The sequence below is a fragment of the Aneurinibacillus migulanus genome (genome assembly GCF_001274715.1).
GTDB classification, from domain to species: domain Bacteria; phylum Bacillota; class Bacilli; order Aneurinibacillales; family Aneurinibacillaceae; genus Aneurinibacillus; species Aneurinibacillus migulanus.
Window position 1 is genome coordinate 3,772,673 of the sequence record NZ_LGUG01000004.1, and the last position, 18,349, is coordinate 3,791,021.

An 18,349-nucleotide genomic window follows, 5' to 3' on the forward strand; every position below is an offset into this window, starting at 1 on the left:
TTATCCTTCTTGCATCGAATACCAGCTTTCATACAGCCTTTCAATGTCTTTTTCGCATATATCTAGCTCTGCTTGAACTTCCAACAAAAGCTGATAGTCCTCTCCGCTATTCACCAGCTTTTTCATCAACCCCTCACGTTTTTCTTCCAAAGATGCAATTGCGTTCTCGATTTGTTGAAGTTTAAAGATATTAACCTTTTTTTTCGAGGTTGGTTTTTTCAATGCCTCTTTTTTTGTTACTGTTGTAAGTACCTCTGGATGATCTTGTTTCCGTTTTTCCCTCGCTTCCTCATACGTGCCTTCATAGCGGACGATTTGACCGTTAGTAATCCAAAAAACACCATCTACCGTTTTTTGAAGAAAGTAGCGATCATGCGAAACAATGAAAAGAGAACCTCGGTACTCGGCAATTGCCTCCTCTAGGGTTTCACGTGATTCGATATCCAGATGGTTAGTCGGTTCATCAAGGATCAACAGATTAATTTCTTGATGCATCAATTGAGCTAGACGAAGCCTCATTCGTTCTCCTCCGCTTAAGCTCCCTACCTTTTTAAAAACATGCTCCCCATAAAACAGTACTTTCGCCAGCAAATGACGGGCATCCTCTTCCGTCACCATGACCACTTCACGGAATGCATCAATCACTCTTCGATTCGGGTCTCCCTCTAATGCCTGCTGGGAAAGATAGCCTACTTTTACACTGCTTCCAATTTTGACTACACCATCATCCGGCTTTACTTCTCCCAAAAGCATTCTAATAAATGTTGATTTGCCGCTACCATTACTGCCGAGTAAAGCTTTTCGTTCGCCGTAACGAAGAAAGAGACGGGCATTAGTAAACAACTCCTTTCCAGCGATGGTCTTACTTATGCCTTCTGCGACAATCACATCTTGCCCGCTACGATCCGTCTTCTGAAAGAGCAGCCCCATCCGTTCTTCTTCCATACGCGGCCGACTGATTTTTTCCATGCGCTCCAAGGCTTTTTCCATGCTTTTAGCACGGCGGTGGAATGCTTCATTAGGTGGGTTTGATTGATTACCCCATTCTTTTAGGCGCTTGATTGTTTCTTTCATTTTTTTGATTTTCTTTTGCTGTTCCTGATACTCGGCGAACTGACGGAGTAAACGCTCTTCTTTTTCTTTAACAAATGCACTGTAATTCCCCTGATAAAAATTCACTTCGCCTCCATCCACCTCATAAATAGAAGTAACTACAGCATCAAGGAAGTACCGGTCGTGAGAGATAATCATTACTGTACCTGTATAGTCCCGCAAAAACTGCTCTAACCACTCCATGGACTCTACATCCAAATGGTTGGTAGGCTCGTCAAGCAGAAGAACATCACTCTGCTGGCAAAGCAGTTTGGCTATCCCTATCTTTGTTTTCTCTCCACCGCTTAGCTGTGTAAAGGGAGTAGTCAGCATGGTTTCAGAAATGTGCAAGCCCTCGATGACTTTGCTCATTTTCACACTCATTTCATATCCTTCTAAGCGTTCAAACTGCTCCTGCAATGTTTGATATTTTTTTAACAGCTTCTGTTGTTCAGTTATGTCGCAACTTGGATTTGACATGGCCTGTTCAATTTTATGCATTGATTGAGAGACTTCGCTTACAGCGGTAAACGCGCTCTGAATGACATCCCGTCCATCCCAATCTATTGGATATTGCGGAGATTGCGGTAAATATGCCCATGTGCTACCCTTGGCACGAAAAACTTCCCCCTCATCCGCTGTTTCCATACCGATCATAATTTTTAATAATGTCGTCTTTCCCGCTCCATTCGGTCCGACAATACCGACACGGGTGCGAGAATGAATTTCTAGCGTGATATCCTTTAAAATTGGCTCTATTCCGTATGTTTTCGAAATCCCTTTTGTCGCTGCAATAATCATAATAAGTTTCCTCCTTGAATTTGCAAAAAAGCACAAAAAAACCACAGGCAATATACCTGCGGCATCATTAATTATGATTAAAATAATCACTTTTTTGCGTTATAGATGCATGGTACGCCATGAATAGAATGGTTCTTGTTCAATTGTAGAAGCAAAAAAGGGCAGACTTCTCCCTTGGAGCGAAAAATCATGTGTAATACTGGCAGTTTCTACAATAAACCAAGTTTGAACGATTCCGAACACGTACCCGCACCTCCTTCATGGAAACTTTTCCCTAAAATTATAGCATAACCTATATACCGCTGTATAGATAATAACGTAAAAATCTAAGAGATTCGCCACGATCGAACCGCATAAAAAATGAAAAAACACTCATAAAATATTTAGCTTCTACTTATTAGAATCATCAAACTAGATTGACGATTTTGTTTAAACAGATTTATCATGAGGTTTACATCATGCCTTTACGAATAAATCAAAGGAGGTTCCCTGTGAAAACTGAAACAAAGCAAACAATCGATAGCATTATCAGTGAAATGAAACAAGACGTCATTAGGTGGAGACGCTACCTACATCAGCATCCCGAATTGTCTTTTCACGAGCATAAAACATCTCAATTTGTTTATGAGACGCTACAATCTTTCGGCGGCCTCGACGTATCCCGTCCAACTGCTACAAGCGTTATGGCCCGTCTTATCGGGCGTCAGCCCGGTCCGGTAGTAGCCCTCAGAGCGGATATGGACGCATTGCCTATTCAGGAAGAAAATACGTTTGCTTTCACTTCACAAAACAAAGGAGTCATGCATGCGTGCGGTCATGACGGCCATACCGCCATTCTGCTTGGCACGGCTAAAGCGCTTGTCCGACTACAGGAACACGTGCAGGGGGAAATCCGGTTTTTGTTCCAGCATGCGGAAGAAACATGGCCAGGCGGTGCACAGGAAATGGTGCAGGCAGGTGCAATGGACGGCGTCGATGCTGTCTTCGGCATTCATCTGTGGGCCTCACTCGATATCGGAAAAGTAGGCATCGTGTACGGTCCAATGATGGCGTCTATGGATAAATTTACTCTTATCATCCAGGGTAAGGGAGGGCATGCCGCATTGCCCCATCAAACGATTGACAGCATTGCAGTAGGTTCTCAGGTTGTTACCAACCTGCAGCATATCGTATCCCGAAACACGGACCCGCTGGAGCACACTGTTCTTTCGGTAACTCAGTTTGTTGCCGGGACAACATTCAATGTTATTCCCGATTCGGTGCAAATCCGCGGCACCGTACGCACGCTTAATCAGTCGGTACGCCAATCGTTACCCGTACTGATGGAAAGAGTGATTAAAGGTGTTACAGAAGCCCATGGAGCTACCTACGATTTACAATATGTGTTCGGTTACCATCCAGTCGTCAACCATGAGCAAACGACCCGTATTGTCGAAGAGACGGTTCTTGATATATTCAGCGAAGAGGCGTTAGACAAAATGAAACCGAATATGGCCGGTGAAGATTTTTCTGCTTTCCAGCAAGAAGCTCCCGGTACGTTTTTCTATATCGGAGCGGGCAACAAAGAAAAAGGTATTATCTATCCGCACCATCATCCCCGTTTCACCGTCGATGAAGATGCGCTGGAAACCGGTGTCAAAATGTTCGTACACACCGTGTTTACATTCGTGGAAAAAGAAAGTCAACGTCTCCACAACTAACCCTACCATCCTGCAGCAAGATAAAAAGCTCCTTCTGCCTATGCAAAAGGAGCTTTTTTGTCTTGAGAAGCGCTCATTATGAAATTTGAGGAATCCTCGCCTCTTCTTTTGGTTGAAGGGACGGTAACGCATAAGATGCCTCATAATCAATCAGCTCTCCATCCGACCCGGACAGCTTCGCTTTTTTAAAGGCGATATATACATACTGATTGCGTAATAATCCGATCTGGCGTCGATATTCTTCTGTTACCTCTGCCTCAATCGTCTCTTTAATCCCTTCTGCTTCCAGTTCAATCTTTACTCTGGACCCAGCTTGGTATATATGGCTTACCCTGGCTGCAATCATATCGGGCGTAGTACATTCACTGGCAAGCTCAACTTCATGCGGGCGAACGAATACGTCAACACCTTCCTCGTTTGCAGACACGGGCGCTACTGTTTTTAATGTCAAAGGGCCAATATGCACGTTTCCATTTCGGATATAGCCCTGTATGTGGTTAACCTGCCCGAGAAAACGATAGACAAAGGAACCTGCTGGCTTATGGTAAATATCTTCCGGCGTACCTGCCTGCTCGATTTTCCCTTTATTCATTACTACGATCCGGTCTGCCACCTCCAGCGCCTCCTCCTGATCGTGTGTAACAAAAATCGTCGTAATATTCAGCTCATGATGCAGCTTACGTAACCAGCGCCGTAGCTCCTGCCGCACTTTGGCATCCAATGCTCCAAAAGGTTCATCAAGCAGCAGCACCTTCGGCTTGATCGCCAGCGCCCGCGCCAGTGCTACACGCTGGCGCTGCCCGCCCGATAATTGAGACGGATATCGTTTTTCCAGGCCCTCCAGCTGTACTAATTTCAAAAGCTCTAACACCCGGTCGCGAATTTCCTTTTTAGACGGCCGAAGCTTACGGGAACGTACATGAAGACCGAACGCCACATTCTCAAAAACCGTCATGTGACGAAATAGGGCATAATTCTGAAAGACGAAGCCAATGTGCCGGTCACGAATATTTCTGCCTGCTTGATCTTCGTTATCTAGCAGCACACTCCCCGAATTCGATACCTCCATTCCACCGATGATACGCAATAGTGTTGTCTTACCGGAGCCAGACGGTCCCAATAATGCGACAAGCTCCCCCTCAGCTATGTCCAGATTAATATCGTGCAATGCGGCAAAGCTACCGTATGTCTTACTAAGATTTTTCACTGTAATACTCATGCTTCTACCTCCCTGGATGTTCCCGATGAACCGTTTTCCATTCGACAAGGCTTTTTACAACGAGCGTCACTATCGCCAAAAGCGCCAGAAGAGACGCAACGGCAAAAGCGGCAACAAAGTTATATTCGTTATACAGAATTTCCACATGCAAAGGCATCGTGTTCGTCAGACCACGGATATGGCCGGATACAACAGAGACAGCACCAAATTCCCCCATCGCCCGCGCATTACAGAGAATAACACCATACAATAATCCCCACTTCATATTCGGCAGCGTGACACGAAAGAAAATCTGCCACCCGCTCGCTCCGAGCGAGCGCGCCGCTTCCTCCTCTTCCGTTCCCTGTGACTGCATAAGCGGAATCAGCTCACGCGCTACAAAAGGAAATGTTACGAATACAGTCGCCAAAACAATGCCTGGCACGGCAAAAATAATTTGCAGGTTATACTTCGCAAGCAAAGGAGCAAACAGACCTTCCGTGCCGAACAGCAGTACGAAAATCAACCCTGAAATTACGGGTGATACTGCAAATGGTAAATCGATTAACGTAAGCAAAAAATGCTTGCCCCGGAATTCAAACTTGGCAATGGCCCAGGAAGCTGCTACTCCAAATATTAAGTTCAACGGAACGGCAATAGCGGCCGTCAGCAGTGTCAAACGAATCGCCGCAAGCGCATCGGGCTCTGTAAGTGAAGCCAGGTACGTCTGTGTCCCCTCCTTTAACGCTTCGTAAAACACCGTAAACAAAGGAAGCAAGAGAAACAAAAAGAGAAACAAGAAGGCGGTACCTATAAGCAGCCATCGGATAAACGAGTCCTTCTTCGCTCCCGTTGTTGCGCCGCTTTTCGGCTGTACTGGCATAGACGGAATCGGGTTCTTCATCGTTTATCACCCCTTAACAGCATAACGGCGGCCGGTCCGCCATTGGATTAGATTAATAAACAAAAGTAGAACAAAAGAAGCAAGTAGCATAACGGCGGCGAGTGCCGTGGCGCCTGCATAATCAAACTGTTCAAGCTTACTCATAATCAGTAAAGGTGTAATCTCGGTGTACATCGGCATATTGCCTGAAATGAATACGACAGAACCGTACTCTCCTAAAGCCCTGGCAAACGCAAGCGCAAATCCTGTCAGCAGCGCCGGGTATAATTCAGGCAGAATTACTCTGCGAAATGTCTGCCACCCTGTTGCCCCAAGCGAGGCCGCCGCTTCTTCTACATGCGTATCTAGATCTTCCAAGACAGGCTGCACAGTGCGCACAACGAAAGGCAACCCGATGAATGTGAGAGCAACAATGATACCGAGCGGTGTAAACGCTACTTTTATCCCGAGCGATTGCAGATAATGGCCGACGAGCCCGTTCTCAGAATAAATGGCTGTTAGCGCAATACCTGCAACAGCAGTTGGTAATGCAAACGGCAAATCGACCAATCCATCAATCACACGTTTTCCAGGAAAGGAATATCTGACGAGCACCCAGGCTACCAAAAGGCCGAACACTACATTCATGAGCGCGGCGATACAGGCAGCACCAAAGCTTAGCTTATAGGAAGCCAGTACGCGCGGATCTGTCACTGCAGCCCAGAGTGCTCCCCAATCCATTGTCGCTGTCTTAAGAAAAACAGCCGACAACGGAAGAAGAACAAACAGGCTCAGATAAAAGATGGTAAAACCCAGCGTTAATGAAAAGCCGGGCAATACACTAAATTGTTTCCATTTTGTTTTCATCTCTTTTTCCTCATACTCTATGGTTTGTATATTTGGTCAAAGACCCCTCCGTCAGAGAAATGCGTTTTCTGTGCCTGTTCCCATCCTCCGAATAATTCATCGATCGTAAATGTATTAATTTTCGGAAATTGCTTTTCATACTTGGCCGCAACTGTTTTCGATTCGGGGCGATAGTAATTCTTTGCAGCGATTTCCTGACCTTCCTCGGAATATAGATATTTAAGATATTCCTCAGATATCTCACGTGTGCCTCGCTTATCTACTACCTTATCCACCACGGCTACCGGCGGTTCAGCCAAAATGCTAAGTGAAGGATTAACGATTTCAAAATTCCCTTTACCAAGCTTGTTAACTGCAAGCAGAGCGTCATTCTCCCATGTGATCAATACGTCTCCGATACCGCGTTCGACAAAGGTCGTGGTCGCTCCTCTTGCACCGGAATCTAATACCGGCACGTTTTTAATAATTTTGGTCACAAACTCTTTGGCCCTGTTCTCATCTCCACCCTGCTTCTTCAGCGCGTATCCCCAGGCCGCAAGATAATTCCATCTCGCACCACCAGAAGTTTTCGGATTAGGCGTAATAACGGAAACTCCCGGTTTAGCAAGGTCATCCCAATCTTTAATACTTTTCGGATTGCCTTTTCGCACTAAAAATACGATAGTCGAAGTATACGGCGAACTATTGGAAGGCAAAATCTTCTGCCAATTTTCTTTAAGTAACCCTTTCTTCTGGATAGCATCAATATCGTAGGCAAGCGCCAGTGTTACCACATCCGCATCCAGTCCATCAATAACGGCCCGCGCTTGTTTTCCTGAACCGCCGTGAGATTGTTTAATGTTCACTGTTTGACCCGTCTTTTTCTTCCAATAAGCAGAAAATGCCTTGTCATACTCTTGATATAACTCCCGTGTTGGATCATACGACACATTCAAGATTTGCACTGTCTCTTTTGCTGAAGAATCCCCGCCTGTCAATGCGCCACCCGCTTCTTTAGAAGAACCGAAGCATCCACCGAGTGTCAAGGCAGCCATCATACTAAACGCCAATCCGTAAAGCAACCCTTTTCTTTTTCTCTTGTTTTCTTCTCGTAGCCTTTGCATCATTCTCGCTCCTTCTCTCTCTTCTTAAATAAAATGGATAAAAAAATCGACCCTTTACGTAGGTAAGAGGCCGACGAACAAGTAATACAAAGACGTCTAACCTCTTATCTTTCAGAACGTGGTTCCGCTGGAATTGGCACCGACTTTATACCGGTTGCCGAGGTATCATCAGGCCAGTCCCTCCACCTCTCTGGATAAGAGCATTCGATTATTTTTTATGCGATTAATTGACTTCATTTTATTCTCACTTTACACATTAGTCAAGTAGGAATAAAGGAAATATTTTCGTTTTATTCACACTGGGTCCGGTAAGATTGTCATTTTACTGTATTCTTCTACCATGTTTCAAATGCACCAATTACTCCTCACAAAGAAAAAACAGGAGCTTAGTGAATACAAAGCGAACTATATACATCTGATTTGATACATCGACAAATTCTTGTGGTGAGAGGGAAGAAAAGAAGGAATGACGGTGGGCAGGAGCGGTCGGAAAAAGACATGCTGGCCTTTCTTCTGCCGGAGCGCAGGACGTATCCACCCTCTTCTTTCTCCATTCCTCCTTCTTCCAACCACACTACCCTATTCAAATATTAAGTGTAACTTATATATACAAATCAACACCCAAAAGCTATCAAAAATGCTCATTCGCCTGTTCAACCTCCTACAGCAAAACGGGCGAAAATCTCATCAATACGAGAAGAAAGCAGTCTTTGATATATTGGGTGTCATTTAAATATCCTCTAATGCAAATAATAGCTTCCGTTAGCCATTATTTTGATTGCTGCGGGACCAGATAACGACAGGGATAAGTAGTAGTGAAAGAATACCTCCAGCAAGTGAGAGTGTTGTATAACTGGAATGAGCTACGACCATGCCAGATAGTGCTCCACCCGATGCCCCCGCCAATGCGATCAAGACATCAACAGATCCTTGCGTCTTTGCGCGAGTGGACGGGTTAGTTGCATCTACAATGAGCGCTGTACCGCTAATCAAGCCAAAATTCCAACCAAGCCCAAGCAAAGCGAGAGCAATGATAAGTACTAGAATGGAATCAGCAGGTGCAACAGCAGCCAGAACACCAGCAGCGAGTAGAGTGGCACCAGAAGCAATTGCCATTGTAGTACGTCCAATCTTATCTACAAGGATACCAGTCACAAGAGATGGTAGGTACATTGCGCCTATATGGAAGCCAATTACCAGTCCTACTTCTTTCAAGCTATGTCCATGATGCCCCATATGTACAGGTGTCATCGTCATAATTGCAACCATAACAATTTGAGTTAAGACCATTACCGTAGCCCCGACAACAATTCCTCGTTTGTTAATTGCTGGTGCTTTAGAATTCCTGTCTAAAAGTTTACTATCGTCCGCTTTCTTCATATCATCTGCAATTGCTTTCGCAACAATGAAAGGATCAGGGCGAAGTAAAGCTAGAAGCACCAAACCAGCAAGAATGTAGGCTGCGGCAGCTAAAATGAATGGACCAGATAGAGCAGGAACGCCAATTGATATAGCAAATTCGCCCATTACATCAACCAAGTTTGGACCCGCAACAGCGCCGAATGTTGTTGATACCATTGCAATACTGATTGCAGTTGCTCGCTGTGTAGAGTTTGCCAAGTCCGTGCCTGCATAGCGTGCTTGTAGGTTTGTAGCAGTCCCAGCACCATAGATTAGCAGTGATGCAAACAGAAGTAGAATACTATTACTCGCTGCTGAAATCACTACCCCAATCGCGCCAATACCGCCAGTCAGGAATCCTGTTGCGAGTCCAAAACGGCGTCCAAAACGTTGAGAGAGTCGCCCTACAAGTAGTGCTGCCCCAGCAGATCCTAAAGTGAACAACGCAGCCGGCATCCCTGTAAAACTATCTGTACCTAGCATATCTTGTGCAAGAAGCGCTCCAACGGTTACGCCTGCTGCAAGTCCTGCACCGCCAAAAATTTGTGAAATGACAACAATGATTAACGTCCGTTGATATATCTGTCGTTGCTTTTCTGGGGAATCGATGTAACTTCGTAACCAAGCTGGTGTACTTTCTAAAGCTTTTGAGTTATCGGCTTTATGCAACATCACTCAATCTACCTTTCCAAGGAACCGACTTTACATATTTTATAACTTCTTTATTCATTGTGCCCCCCTATAATTTTAAGATTGTAAAGAATAGATAAAGGTCTTACTAAGAGATGTTGCTCTCCTATACTGAAATCCTCTTTATAATCCCTAACTTCATCTTATCTCTTCCATTATTTAATCTTCTTGTTTTACAAACTCCTGCCAATCTTGAACACTTTTTTCTAATCGAAAAGCATTAATCCCTTTTGTTTTTAATAATTCAACTGCTTCCACAGACATTAAGCAATAAGGACCTCTACAATAAGCAACAACATCACAGTTCGATGGTAAAGAAGATAGTTTCTCTTCTAATTCTTCAATTGGTATGGATACAGCACCAGAAATATGAGCCTCTTCGTATTCCTCTTTCGGTCTTACATCTAAAAGTAGGACATCTCCATTTTCCATCCGTTTTTTTAGAGCTGATAGTGACAATCCCTCCATCTTGAAATGATTATTTAAAAATTCCTTTTTAATATGTTGTACTTGAACCAATTGTTTCTCAGATAAACTATGTAAGGCACTCATAAATTCTGAAACAGCAGAATCGGCTAGTTCATAAATAACAAAATTACCTTGTTTCTTGTAATTAACTAATCTTGCATTGTAGAGAGTTTGCAAATGCTGTGACACATTGGCAACATTCATACCCGTATTCTTAGCTAATCCCTCAACTGATTTTGGACTTTGCGATAAGAGGTCAAGTATTTCTAACCTTTTAGGACTAGAAAGACTTTTACCAATGCGGGCAAATTCTTGATACAACATATCCTTTAATGTTCTTTCTCGAACCAATCAAGCTTCACCTCAATTATTCAATTGTTTTATTGAATAGTTGCATTTTAGATGTTTTATACTTCAGAGTCAACTTAATCATGCTATTTTATGCTTAACCATAGCACTCGAAGTTCTTAGCTTGATAGCAATGTAACGGTATACCATTTGTATACATCTGATTTGATACATCGACAAATGTTTATGGTGAGAGACAAGAAAAGAAGGAAGGGCGATGGGTGGGAGCGGTCGGAAAAAGACATGCTGGCCTTTCTTCTGCCGGATCGCAGGGCACATCCAATCTCTTCTTTTTTCCGAATCGCCTCCTTCCAACCACACTCCTCTGTCAAAATATCAAGTGTAATTTATATAAGTAATGCTAATACAAAAGCTAAAGTTTATGAACATAGACTTCAAAAAAAGAAGTGGGAAGAAAAATGGAATAAACTTGATATTATACACATGAATTTATGATTATATAGCTTGTTACACTGACTAAAATTGATAGTTAAATAAAAGAAGCTGACCCAAAAGGACACGTAAAGTAACCTTTTAGCATCAGCCCCGAAGTCTTATGGCTTTTATTTAATGTGTAATTCTACGGAGGATGGATTTTTGCTGTTTCTGGAAACTTTAATACCTGATCCTCCCTTTTTTTGAACGATCTCAAAAACTACCTTTTCCTTTACACTCGACACGTCTATTCTATAAACTTTCTCTGCTCCAGGCTTTAAGGTATCTACATGTGTAAGCTGGTCATCGGCATAAACAGGTAACAATTCTTTTGCTGACGAATCTTTAACGTATACATTTATTTGAAATTGACGACTAAGAGCTTCGTTCCTGTTTTTAACTTTCACATATAGGTTATTGTTATCTTTTTTCGGCGAAAGTGTACAACGTGAGATGTTTGTTCGTGACATACAATCTCCTCCAAGCTTTTCACTTCTTAGTCTTTTTTGATAGCCTTAATAGCATCCGTGATAGCTTTACGATTACCGTTTTGTACTTGTAACAATTGGTTGAGTGTATTAGTAAGGTTAGAGATTAGGGCTTCTATATTTTCTGAATTCTGATTTTCCTTTAAGGTTTGCAACATAGTAAGTGTAGATAGAGTCATAGCCATATATGCAGGACTATTATCCGTTACGTTGATAATGGTATTGTTTCCGTTTTTAAACGTATTGTGTCCAGAACTTGCTCTTGCGTCAGCGTCGGCGTCGGCGTCCGCGTCCGCATCCGCGTCGGCATCCGCATCCGCATCCGCGTCGGCATCTGCATCGGCGTCGGCGTCCGCGTCCGCATCCGCGTCCGCATCTGCATCAGCGTCGGCATCAGCGTCGGCGTCCGCATCTGCATCAGCGTCGGCATCCGCGTCGGCGTCAGCATCCGCATCCGCGTCGGCATCAGCGTCGGCGTCAGCATCCGCATCCGCATCCGCGTCGGCATCAGCGTCAGCATCCGCATCGGCATCAGCGTCAGCATCCGCATCCGCGTCGGCATCCGCATCCGCGTCGGCATCAGCGTCAGCATCGGCATCCGCATCGGCATCAGCGTCAGCATCTGCATCGGCGTCAGCATCCGCATCCGCGTCCGCATCCGCATCGGCGTCGGCATCCGCGTCAGCATCGGCATCGGCATCGGCATCGGCATCTGCATCGGCGTCAGCATCTGCATCGGCGTCGGCATCCGCGTCAGCATCTGCGTCGGCATCAGCGTCCGCATCGGCATCCGCATCGGCATCCGCGTCAGCATCTGCATCGGCGTCGGCATCTGCATCGGCGTCGGCATCCGCATCAGCGTCAGCGTCGGCATCTGCGTCGGCATCCGCATCCGCATCAGCGTCAGCATCGGCATCCGCATCCGCATCCGCATCCGCGTCGGCATCCGCATCAGCGTCGGCATCCGCATCAGCGTCGGCATCGGCATCCGCATCAGCGTCTGCATCTGCGTCGGCATCCGCATCCGCATCAGCGTCTGCATCCGCATCGGCATCTGCGTCGGCATCCGCATCCGCATCAGCGTCGGCGTCTGCATCAGCGTCTGCATCCGCGTCTGCATCGGCATCCGCATCAGCGTCAGCATCCGCATCAGCGTCTGCATCCGCATCCGCGTCAGCATCAGCGTCGGCGTCGGCATCCGCGTCAGCATCAGCGTCCGCGTCGGCGTCGGCATCCGCGTCAGCATCGGCGTCAGCGTCTGCATCCGCGTCGGCGTCGGCATCGGCGTCGGCGTCGGCGTCGGCATCCGCATCAGCGTCGGCGTCTGCATCAGCGTCTGCATCCGCGTCTGCATCGGCATCCGCGTCAGCGTCGGCATCCGCGTCGGCATCCGCATCTGCGTCGGCATCGGCTTTCGCCTTCGCATCGGCATCGGCATCCGCGTCAGCGTCAGCGTCAGCGTCAGCATCCGCGTCAGCGTCTGCATCCGCGTCGGCATCCGCATCGGCGTCGGCATCAGCGTCCGCATCGGCATCGGCATCGGCATCCGCATCGGCGTCAGCATCTGCATCGGCGTCGGCATCCGCGTCGGCGTCAGCATCCGCGTCAGCATCCGCGTCAGCGTCAGCATCTGCATCGGCGTCGGCATCTGCATCAGCGTCGGCGTCAGCATCCGCGTCAGCATCCGCGTCAGCGTCAGCATCCGCGTCAGCGTCTGCATCAGCGTCGGCATCAGCGTCAGCGTCGGCATCAGCGTCGGCATCTGCATCGGCATCTGCATCGGCGTCCGCATCAGCGTCAGCATCCGCATCGGCATCTGCGTCGGCATCAGCGTCGGCATCTGCGTCGGCATCTGCATCGGCGTCCGCGTCAGCGTCAGCATCCGCATCAGCGTCAGCATCCGCATCGGCATCTGCGTCGGCATCTGCGTCGGCATCTGCGTCGGCATCTGCGTCAGCATCGGCATCTGCATCCGCGTCGGCGTCCGCATCAGCGTCTGCATCCGCGTCCGCATCGGCATCCGCATCGGCATCCGCGTCAGCATCGGCGTCGGCATCCGCGTCGGCATCCGCGTCCGCATCCGCATCGGCGTCAGCATCCGCGTCGGCATCCGCATCCGCGTCGGCATCCGCGTCCGCATCGGCATCGGCATCCGCATCCGCGTCAGCATCTGCATCGGCGTCGGCATCTGCATCCGCGTCGGCGTCAGCATCCGCGTCAGCATCCGCGTCAGCGTCAGCGTCAGCATCCGCGTCAGCGTCGGCGTCAGCGTCGGCGTCGGCATCCGCGTCGGCATCGGCTTTCGCTTTCGCTTTCGCATCCGCATCCGCATCAGCTTTCGCTTTCGCGTCCGCATCGGCTTGTGCTTCTACATCTATTGCTATATCTGCATCTGCATCGTTGTCTAATGATATATCCTGGTCTAATTCATTATCATTCAGTCTTTTATTTTTTTTTCTGTCTTTATGTTTTTTATCTTTTTTTCTGTCTTTGTCTTTATCTTTTTTTCTGTCTTTTTCGTACTTAAATTCGTCGTTCATATTCAAAATAAATTCCTCCTTTTTTCTATCTTTTTTCACCTAAACTCGTCGTTAATATTTAAAATAAATCCTCCTTTCTTTCTTTGGTAAATTATTGTATGAATACATGTCCCTGCACGTTATAGACGAAGTCATTGAAGGGCAGCCTGATTTTCAAAGCTTTTTTTGCACTAAGGTGTAACTATATACATGTGATTTGATACATCGACAAATTCTTGTGGTGAGAGGTAAGAAAAGAAGGACGGGCGGTGGGCGGAAAGTGTAATTTATATAAATTGACAAGCACGCATAACTGAAATTTGTGTTTCATTAGGCGTGGTGGTACAGAGTTCTAGCACAAAAAAGTGCCTTGATCCAGTACTGAATCAAGACACCTTTTATTTAAAAACAATTATTCGTCACTATGATTACTATCACGTTTTTCCCTCTTAGTTAACGCATCTGCATCGCGCTTTTTCTTCTTAGCTAAAGCATCTGCATCGCGTTTTTCTTTCTTAGCTAAAGCATCAGCATCACGTTTTTTCTTCGTAGCTAACACATCGGCGTCGGTTTTTACTTGTACGTCTATCGCTACATCTATTGCTACATCTGCATCATTGTCTAATGATATATCATGGTCTAATTCGCTATCATTCAGTCTTTTATTTTTTTTTCTGTTTTTATCTTTTTTTCTATTTTTTTCGCACTCAAGTTCGTCATTCATATTCAAAATAAATTCCTCCTTTCTTTCGTAAATTATTGTATGAAGACATGTCTATGCACGTTATAGACGAAGTTATTGAAGGGCAGCCTGATTTTCAAAGCTTTTTGTTGTATTAAGATGTAGCTATATACATCTGATTTGATACATCGACAAATTCTTGTGGTGACAGGGAAGAAAAGAAGGAAGGGTGGTGGGCGGTCGGAAAAAGACACGCTGGCCTTTCTTCTTCCGGAGCGCAGGGCGCATCCAACTTCTTCTTTTTTCCGAATCGCCTCCTTCCAACCACACTCCCCTGTCAAAATATCAAGTGTAATTTATATAAATTGACAGATATAGACGATTAAAATTCGTGTTTCATTAGACGTGGTAGTACAGGGTTCTAGTACAAAGAAGTGCCTCGATCCAGTACTGGACCAAGGCACTTTTTATTTAAGAACAATTATTCGTCACTATGATTACTATCACGATTTTTCTTCTTAGCCAAAGCATCGGCATCACGTTTTTCCTTCTTAGCCAAAGCATCAGCATCACGTTTTTCTTTCTTAGCTAAAGCATCAGCATCACGTTTGTTCTTCATAGCTGACGCATCAGCATGTTCTTTATGTTCATGAGCCATAGGAATATCCCTCCTTTCCATTCAATTTATCACTAATATATGAAGAACAAATAAAAAGGAAACTGGAGAGGAGTAAATTTAGTTTAAAGCCTGATTCTCGTATAAGGAATCTATGAAACTTGGATATACAGATGCTATGACTCTACAAAGTAGGTGGGAGCGGTCGGAAAAAGACACGTTGGCCTTTCTTTTGCCGGATCGCAGGGCGCATCCACCCTCTTCTTTTTTCCGAATCTCCTCCTTCCAACCACGCTACCATGTCAAAATATCAAATGTAATTTACATAGCATAGGGAAACGGATCAAAAGAAATAGGGGGAAAGAAGTTGATTGTTATATACTATTGTAGTAAAAGTTATAATTTATACTTATGTGGACTTGAAAATCCAAGCTTATATTCTCAAAAGTATAGAGGTGGAAAGATACAGTGCGCGAGTTTTCTTTAAATCTTTCGTTAAGCAAAAAGCCTATCTTTTTTCAAATTTATAGTTATTTTAAAAATGAAATCCTTAATGGCCAATTACAATATAATGATTTCCTTCCCTCCATACGAAGCTGTGCGCAATCGTTTAAAGTAAGCAAGAATACGGTGGAAGTTGCTTATCAGCTTTTGGTATCAGAAGAATACATACATAACATTCCAAAAAGAGGCTATAAAGTAGTATATCAAGGGAAAACAAAACTCCATCACGATATAGCTATATCAGACACTTCTTTAACTCAAGCGATACGTTATGATTTTCGTTATGGAAACATTGAACTTAATACATTCCCTTTTCATCAGTGGAATAAAGTACGTAATGCATGTATAGCTCATAATCAAAGGAACTATATGGTAGAAGGGAAATCTCAAGGAGAATACGGATTGAGGAAGGAGTTATCCAGATTACTGTATGAATCCAAAGGAGTCCTCTCTAACCCCGAGCAAATTGTTGTAGGGTCTACTCCCCAACAGCTTGTCTCTCTCTTATGTCAAATACTAGAAATTGATAAACACATCATCGGTGTGGAAAATCCCGGATACGATGGTGCAAGAAATACATTTTTAAACTATGGTTTCCAAGTCCAGCCTATTCCTCTGACCAAAGACGGGGTTTCTATAGATGAGCTTGAGAATAGTCATGCAAATGTTATGTATGTAAGTCCTTCTCAACAGTTTATGAACAAGATGAACATGTCTCAAAATAAAAGGCAAGAATTAGTTACCTGGGTTCACTCACATACATATATTATAGAAGATGACTATGAATGGGAGTTTAAGTATCAAAATGATTATTTGCCCTCTATTCAAAGTCTATATCCTGAAAAGACAATTTATATTGGTAGATTTTCTAAAGCATTAGTACCTATCTTCAATTTAAGCTATCTCGTGCTTCCTTATGATGTACTATCCTTATTTTACTCAAAAGTTACAGAATACGATCAACCTGTTTCCAGGCTTGATCAATTAACTTTTTCACAATATTTATCTGATGGCTATTGGTACAAACAGTTACAAAAAATGCGAGAAACATACGAAGAGAAACGAAAGATTTTTTTTGAAGCTATATCCCAATACATGAGACACGTAGTTAAAGCCGAAGGAAAAGACATGGGCCTGCATACTTTCTTAACTGTAAAGACAGATAAAACAGAAGCCGAATTAATTGGGCTAGGCGTACAAAAAGGGGTAAAAGTCTATGGAACATCAAGATATTGGTTTCATACCAAAGAAAAGTATCCAACGGTGTTGCTAGGTTATGGAGCTCTAAGCCCTAGTGAGATTCACAATGGCATAAAGTTGTTAGCCGAAGCTTGGTTTGGATAAATTCCTCTTATCTTGTCCCACTGACTATATTTATTCTGTCCCTTTAACGGAAAAAAAGTTCCATCTACTATGTATGTATATCATACATAATGAAGGTGGTTATATATATGAACTTTATTTTTGATATGGATGGAACGATTTGCTTTAACGGACAACCTATCTCAAAGAACATTTTACATTTTTTATTGGAATTACAGGAATCCGGCCATTTTGTTGGCTTTGCTTCTGCACGGCCTTGCCGCGATATGCTTCCCGTTTTAGATGACAGATTCGAGGATCATCTTTTAATCGGCGCGAACGGAGCGATGACGTATTATGAGGGAAGGCCCCACCATTTTTCTCCGATTCCTACCGGATTAGCTGAAGAAATAATACATATACTCGATGACTATCATGCTGAATACCTTATTGATGACAAATGGAATTACGCTTGTAATTTTGAGCCACCTCATCCTTTTCTCAAAAATGTAGATCCGCTTAAATTAGCCAACCGTGTAGAGATTGGACAAATACAGTCTTTTATTAAAATCGTTGTCTTATCTTGCAATCACTTTGCAGAACTTGCCGAAAGAATAAAACAATTAGATGTCACGATTCATTACCATTCTGCAGAAGGGATTTTGGATATAACCTATAAAGATGTAAATAAAATGGCCGCTTTGGAGCAATCAGGTCTTCCCTTAGAAACGTTTATTTGCTTTGGAAATGACATGAATGATCTTCCTTTGTTCAAAAAAGCTCACCATTCCGTACTTATTGGGGAATATGAACCTCTTCTTATGATAGCGAAAGAACGACTCTTAGTTGATGAGCAGATTGAAAAAAATATTATAGCGAAATTACAAGAGCTTAGCATTGCTTTCACTTAGACAAATCAATAGAACTGTTGACCCCTTCTTTTTCAGATAATAAGTATACTATCGAAATAAGTAAAGCCCAATTACCTTTAAATTAAACGAAGGAATTTGGGCTTTTTACATAAAATTTGTTTAATGGTAAATCTATATTTTACTAGCGCTATAAATTGAACAATCGGAATGAAAAATGTATAATTAAAAATAATTCAAAATATTATACACAAATCAATTTGGAGGTCTCTATAATGAATGAAAAAGATTGTTTAATGCTGCAATATATTTATGAAGAACAGAATATCACAAAGGCAGCAGAACGTCTTTACATTACACAGTCAGCAGGAGGATTAGATGGG

17 protein-coding genes, 2 pseudogenes and 1 riboswitch are annotated in these 18,349 nt (G+C 44.1%); of the genes and pseudogenes, 9 read left to right on the forward strand and 10 right to left on the reverse strand.

The window, feature by feature from the left end:
• Nucleotides 1-1,893 carry a ribosomal protection-like ABC-F family protein gene (gene abc-f, locus AF333_RS19890; protein ID WP_043064725.1) on the reverse strand — a complete coding sequence of 631 codons (1,893 nt, stop codon included), beginning with the start codon at nt 1,891-1,893 and terminating at the stop codon, nt 1-3.
• A 536-nt stretch (nt 1,894-2,429) separates the two neighbouring features.
• Here abc-f and AF333_RS19895 point away from each other — a divergent pair.
• Nucleotides 2,430-3,593: a M20 family metallopeptidase gene (locus AF333_RS19895; RefSeq protein ID WP_235356034.1), complete on the forward strand. Its 1,164-nt coding sequence runs from the start codon at nt 2,430-2,432 to the stop codon at nt 3,591-3,593.
• Nucleotides 3,594-3,669: 76 nt separating this feature from the next.
• Here AF333_RS19895 and AF333_RS19900 read toward each other — a convergent pair whose 3' ends face one another.
• Genes AF333_RS19900 through AF333_RS19915 form a run of 4 tightly spaced genes read right to left on the reverse strand, consistent with a single transcriptional unit; the run spans nt 3,670 to nt 7,578 of the window.
• The gene (locus AF333_RS19900; protein WP_074715045.1) at nt 3,670-4,812 is read right to left on the reverse strand and encodes a sulfate/molybdate ABC transporter ATP-binding protein; all 1,143 of its coding nucleotides are present in this window, start codon (nt 4,810-4,812) and stop codon (nt 3,670-3,672) included.
• A 4-nt stretch (nt 4,813-4,816) separates the two neighbouring features.
• Nucleotides 4,817-5,674, reverse strand: a complete 858-nt coding sequence (gene cysW, locus AF333_RS19905; RefSeq protein ID WP_043064838.1) for a sulfate ABC transporter permease subunit CysW — start codon at nt 5,672-5,674, stop codon at nt 4,817-4,819.
• Nucleotides 5,675-5,701: 27 nt separating this feature from the next.
• Nucleotides 5,702-6,541 (reverse strand): sulfate ABC transporter permease subunit CysT, encoded by an 840-nt coding sequence (gene cysT, locus AF333_RS19910; protein ID WP_043064723.1) that lies wholly within the window; start codon nt 6,539-6,541, stop codon nt 5,702-5,704.
• Between the two features lie 17 nt (nt 6,542-6,558).
• Nucleotides 6,559-7,578, reverse strand: coding sequence for a sulfate ABC transporter substrate-binding protein (locus tag AF333_RS19915; RefSeq protein WP_139188944.1), 1,020 nt, complete (start codon nt 7,576-7,578; stop codon nt 6,559-6,561).
• A gap of 167 nt (nt 7,579-7,745) precedes the next feature.
• Nucleotides 7,746-7,845, reverse strand: a riboswitch (SAM riboswitch).
• 112 nt (nt 7,846-7,957) lie between these two features.
• On the opposite strand from AF333_RS19915, the pseudogene AF333_RS37575 reads away from it, so the two are divergent.
• Nucleotides 7,958-8,377: pseudogene (locus AF333_RS37575) on the forward strand (hypothetical protein); the annotation flags it as partial.
• Nucleotides 8,378-8,406: 29 nt separating this feature from the next.
• On the opposite strand, the gene AF333_RS19920 reads toward AF333_RS37575, so the two are convergent.
• Together AF333_RS19920 and AF333_RS19925 are read right to left on the reverse strand one after the other, a co-directional pair.
• Nucleotides 8,407-9,717 (reverse strand): MFS transporter, encoded by a 1,311-nt coding sequence (locus AF333_RS19920; RefSeq protein ID WP_043064722.1) that lies wholly within the window; start codon nt 9,715-9,717, stop codon nt 8,407-8,409.
• A gap of 177 nt (nt 9,718-9,894) precedes the next feature.
• Nucleotides 9,895-10,527: an ArsR/SmtB family transcription factor gene (locus AF333_RS19925; RefSeq protein ID WP_043064836.1), complete on the reverse strand. Its 633-nt coding sequence runs from the start codon at nt 10,525-10,527 to the stop codon at nt 9,895-9,897.
• A 189-nt stretch (nt 10,528-10,716) separates the two neighbouring features.
• Here AF333_RS19925 and AF333_RS35840 point away from each other — a divergent pair, with 189 nt between their 5' ends.
• The gene (locus tag AF333_RS35840) at nt 10,717-11,007 is read left to right on the forward strand and encodes a hypothetical protein (RefSeq protein ID WP_235496691.1); all 291 of its coding nucleotides are present in this window, start codon (nt 10,717-10,719) and stop codon (nt 11,005-11,007) included.
• 107 nt (nt 11,008-11,114) lie between these two features.
• Here the strand turns inward: AF333_RS35840 and AF333_RS19935 are convergent, their stop codons facing one another.
• A complete protein-coding gene (locus tag AF333_RS19935; protein WP_043064720.1) occupies nt 11,115-11,456 on the reverse strand; it encodes a hypothetical protein in 342 nt (113 codons plus the stop codon).
• 263 nt (nt 11,457-11,719) lie between these two features.
• On the opposite strand from AF333_RS19935, the gene AF333_RS32095 reads away from it, so the two are divergent.
• Entirely contained in the window at nt 11,720-13,882 is a 2,163-nt protein-coding gene (locus tag AF333_RS32095; protein WP_175578004.1) for a hypothetical protein, read from the forward strand.
• A gap of 523 nt (nt 13,883-14,405) precedes the next feature.
• Here the strand turns inward: AF333_RS32095 and AF333_RS34195 are convergent.
• Complete coding sequence (locus AF333_RS34195; RefSeq protein WP_043064719.1) at nt 14,406-14,723, reverse strand: hypothetical protein; 318 nt, start codon at nt 14,721-14,723, stop codon at nt 14,406-14,408.
• Nucleotides 14,724-14,855: 132 nt separating this feature from the next.
• Here AF333_RS34195 and AF333_RS35845 point away from each other — a divergent pair, with 132 nt between their 5' ends.
• Nucleotides 14,856-15,044 carry a hypothetical protein gene (locus AF333_RS35845; RefSeq protein ID WP_235496696.1) on the forward strand — a complete coding sequence of 63 codons (189 nt, stop codon included), beginning with the start codon at nt 14,856-14,858 and terminating at the stop codon, nt 15,042-15,044.
• 112 nt (nt 15,045-15,156) lie between these two features.
• On the opposite strand, the gene AF333_RS33825 is transcribed toward AF333_RS35845, so the two are convergent.
• Entirely contained in the window at nt 15,157-15,333 is a 177-nt protein-coding gene (locus tag AF333_RS33825; protein WP_158502326.1) for a hypothetical protein, read from the reverse strand.
• Nucleotides 15,334-15,469: 136 nt separating this feature from the next.
• Between AF333_RS33825 and AF333_RS35850 the strand changes: the two genes are divergently transcribed.
• From AF333_RS35850 to AF333_RS37580, 4 genes and pseudogenes are all read left to right on the forward strand, one after another.
• Nucleotides 15,470-15,625: a hypothetical protein gene (locus AF333_RS35850; RefSeq protein ID WP_235496698.1), complete on the forward strand. Its 156-nt coding sequence runs from the start codon at nt 15,470-15,472 to the stop codon at nt 15,623-15,625.
• Between the two features lie 134 nt (nt 15,626-15,759).
• On the forward strand, nt 15,760-17,139 hold the full coding sequence (gene pdxR / locus AF333_RS19950; protein ID WP_043064718.1) for a MocR-like pyridoxine biosynthesis transcription factor PdxR: 1,380 nt from the start codon (nt 15,760-15,762) through the stop codon (nt 17,137-17,139).
• A gap of 107 nt (nt 17,140-17,246) precedes the next feature.
• A complete protein-coding gene (locus AF333_RS19955; protein WP_043064717.1) occupies nt 17,247-18,008 on the forward strand; it encodes an HAD-IIB family hydrolase in 762 nt (253 codons plus the stop codon).
• A 233-nt stretch (nt 18,009-18,241) separates the two neighbouring features.
• Nucleotides 18,242-18,334 (forward strand): annotated as a pseudogene (locus AF333_RS37580) (helix-turn-helix domain-containing protein); the annotation flags it as partial.
• Nucleotides 18,335-18,349 lie beyond the last annotated feature (15 nt).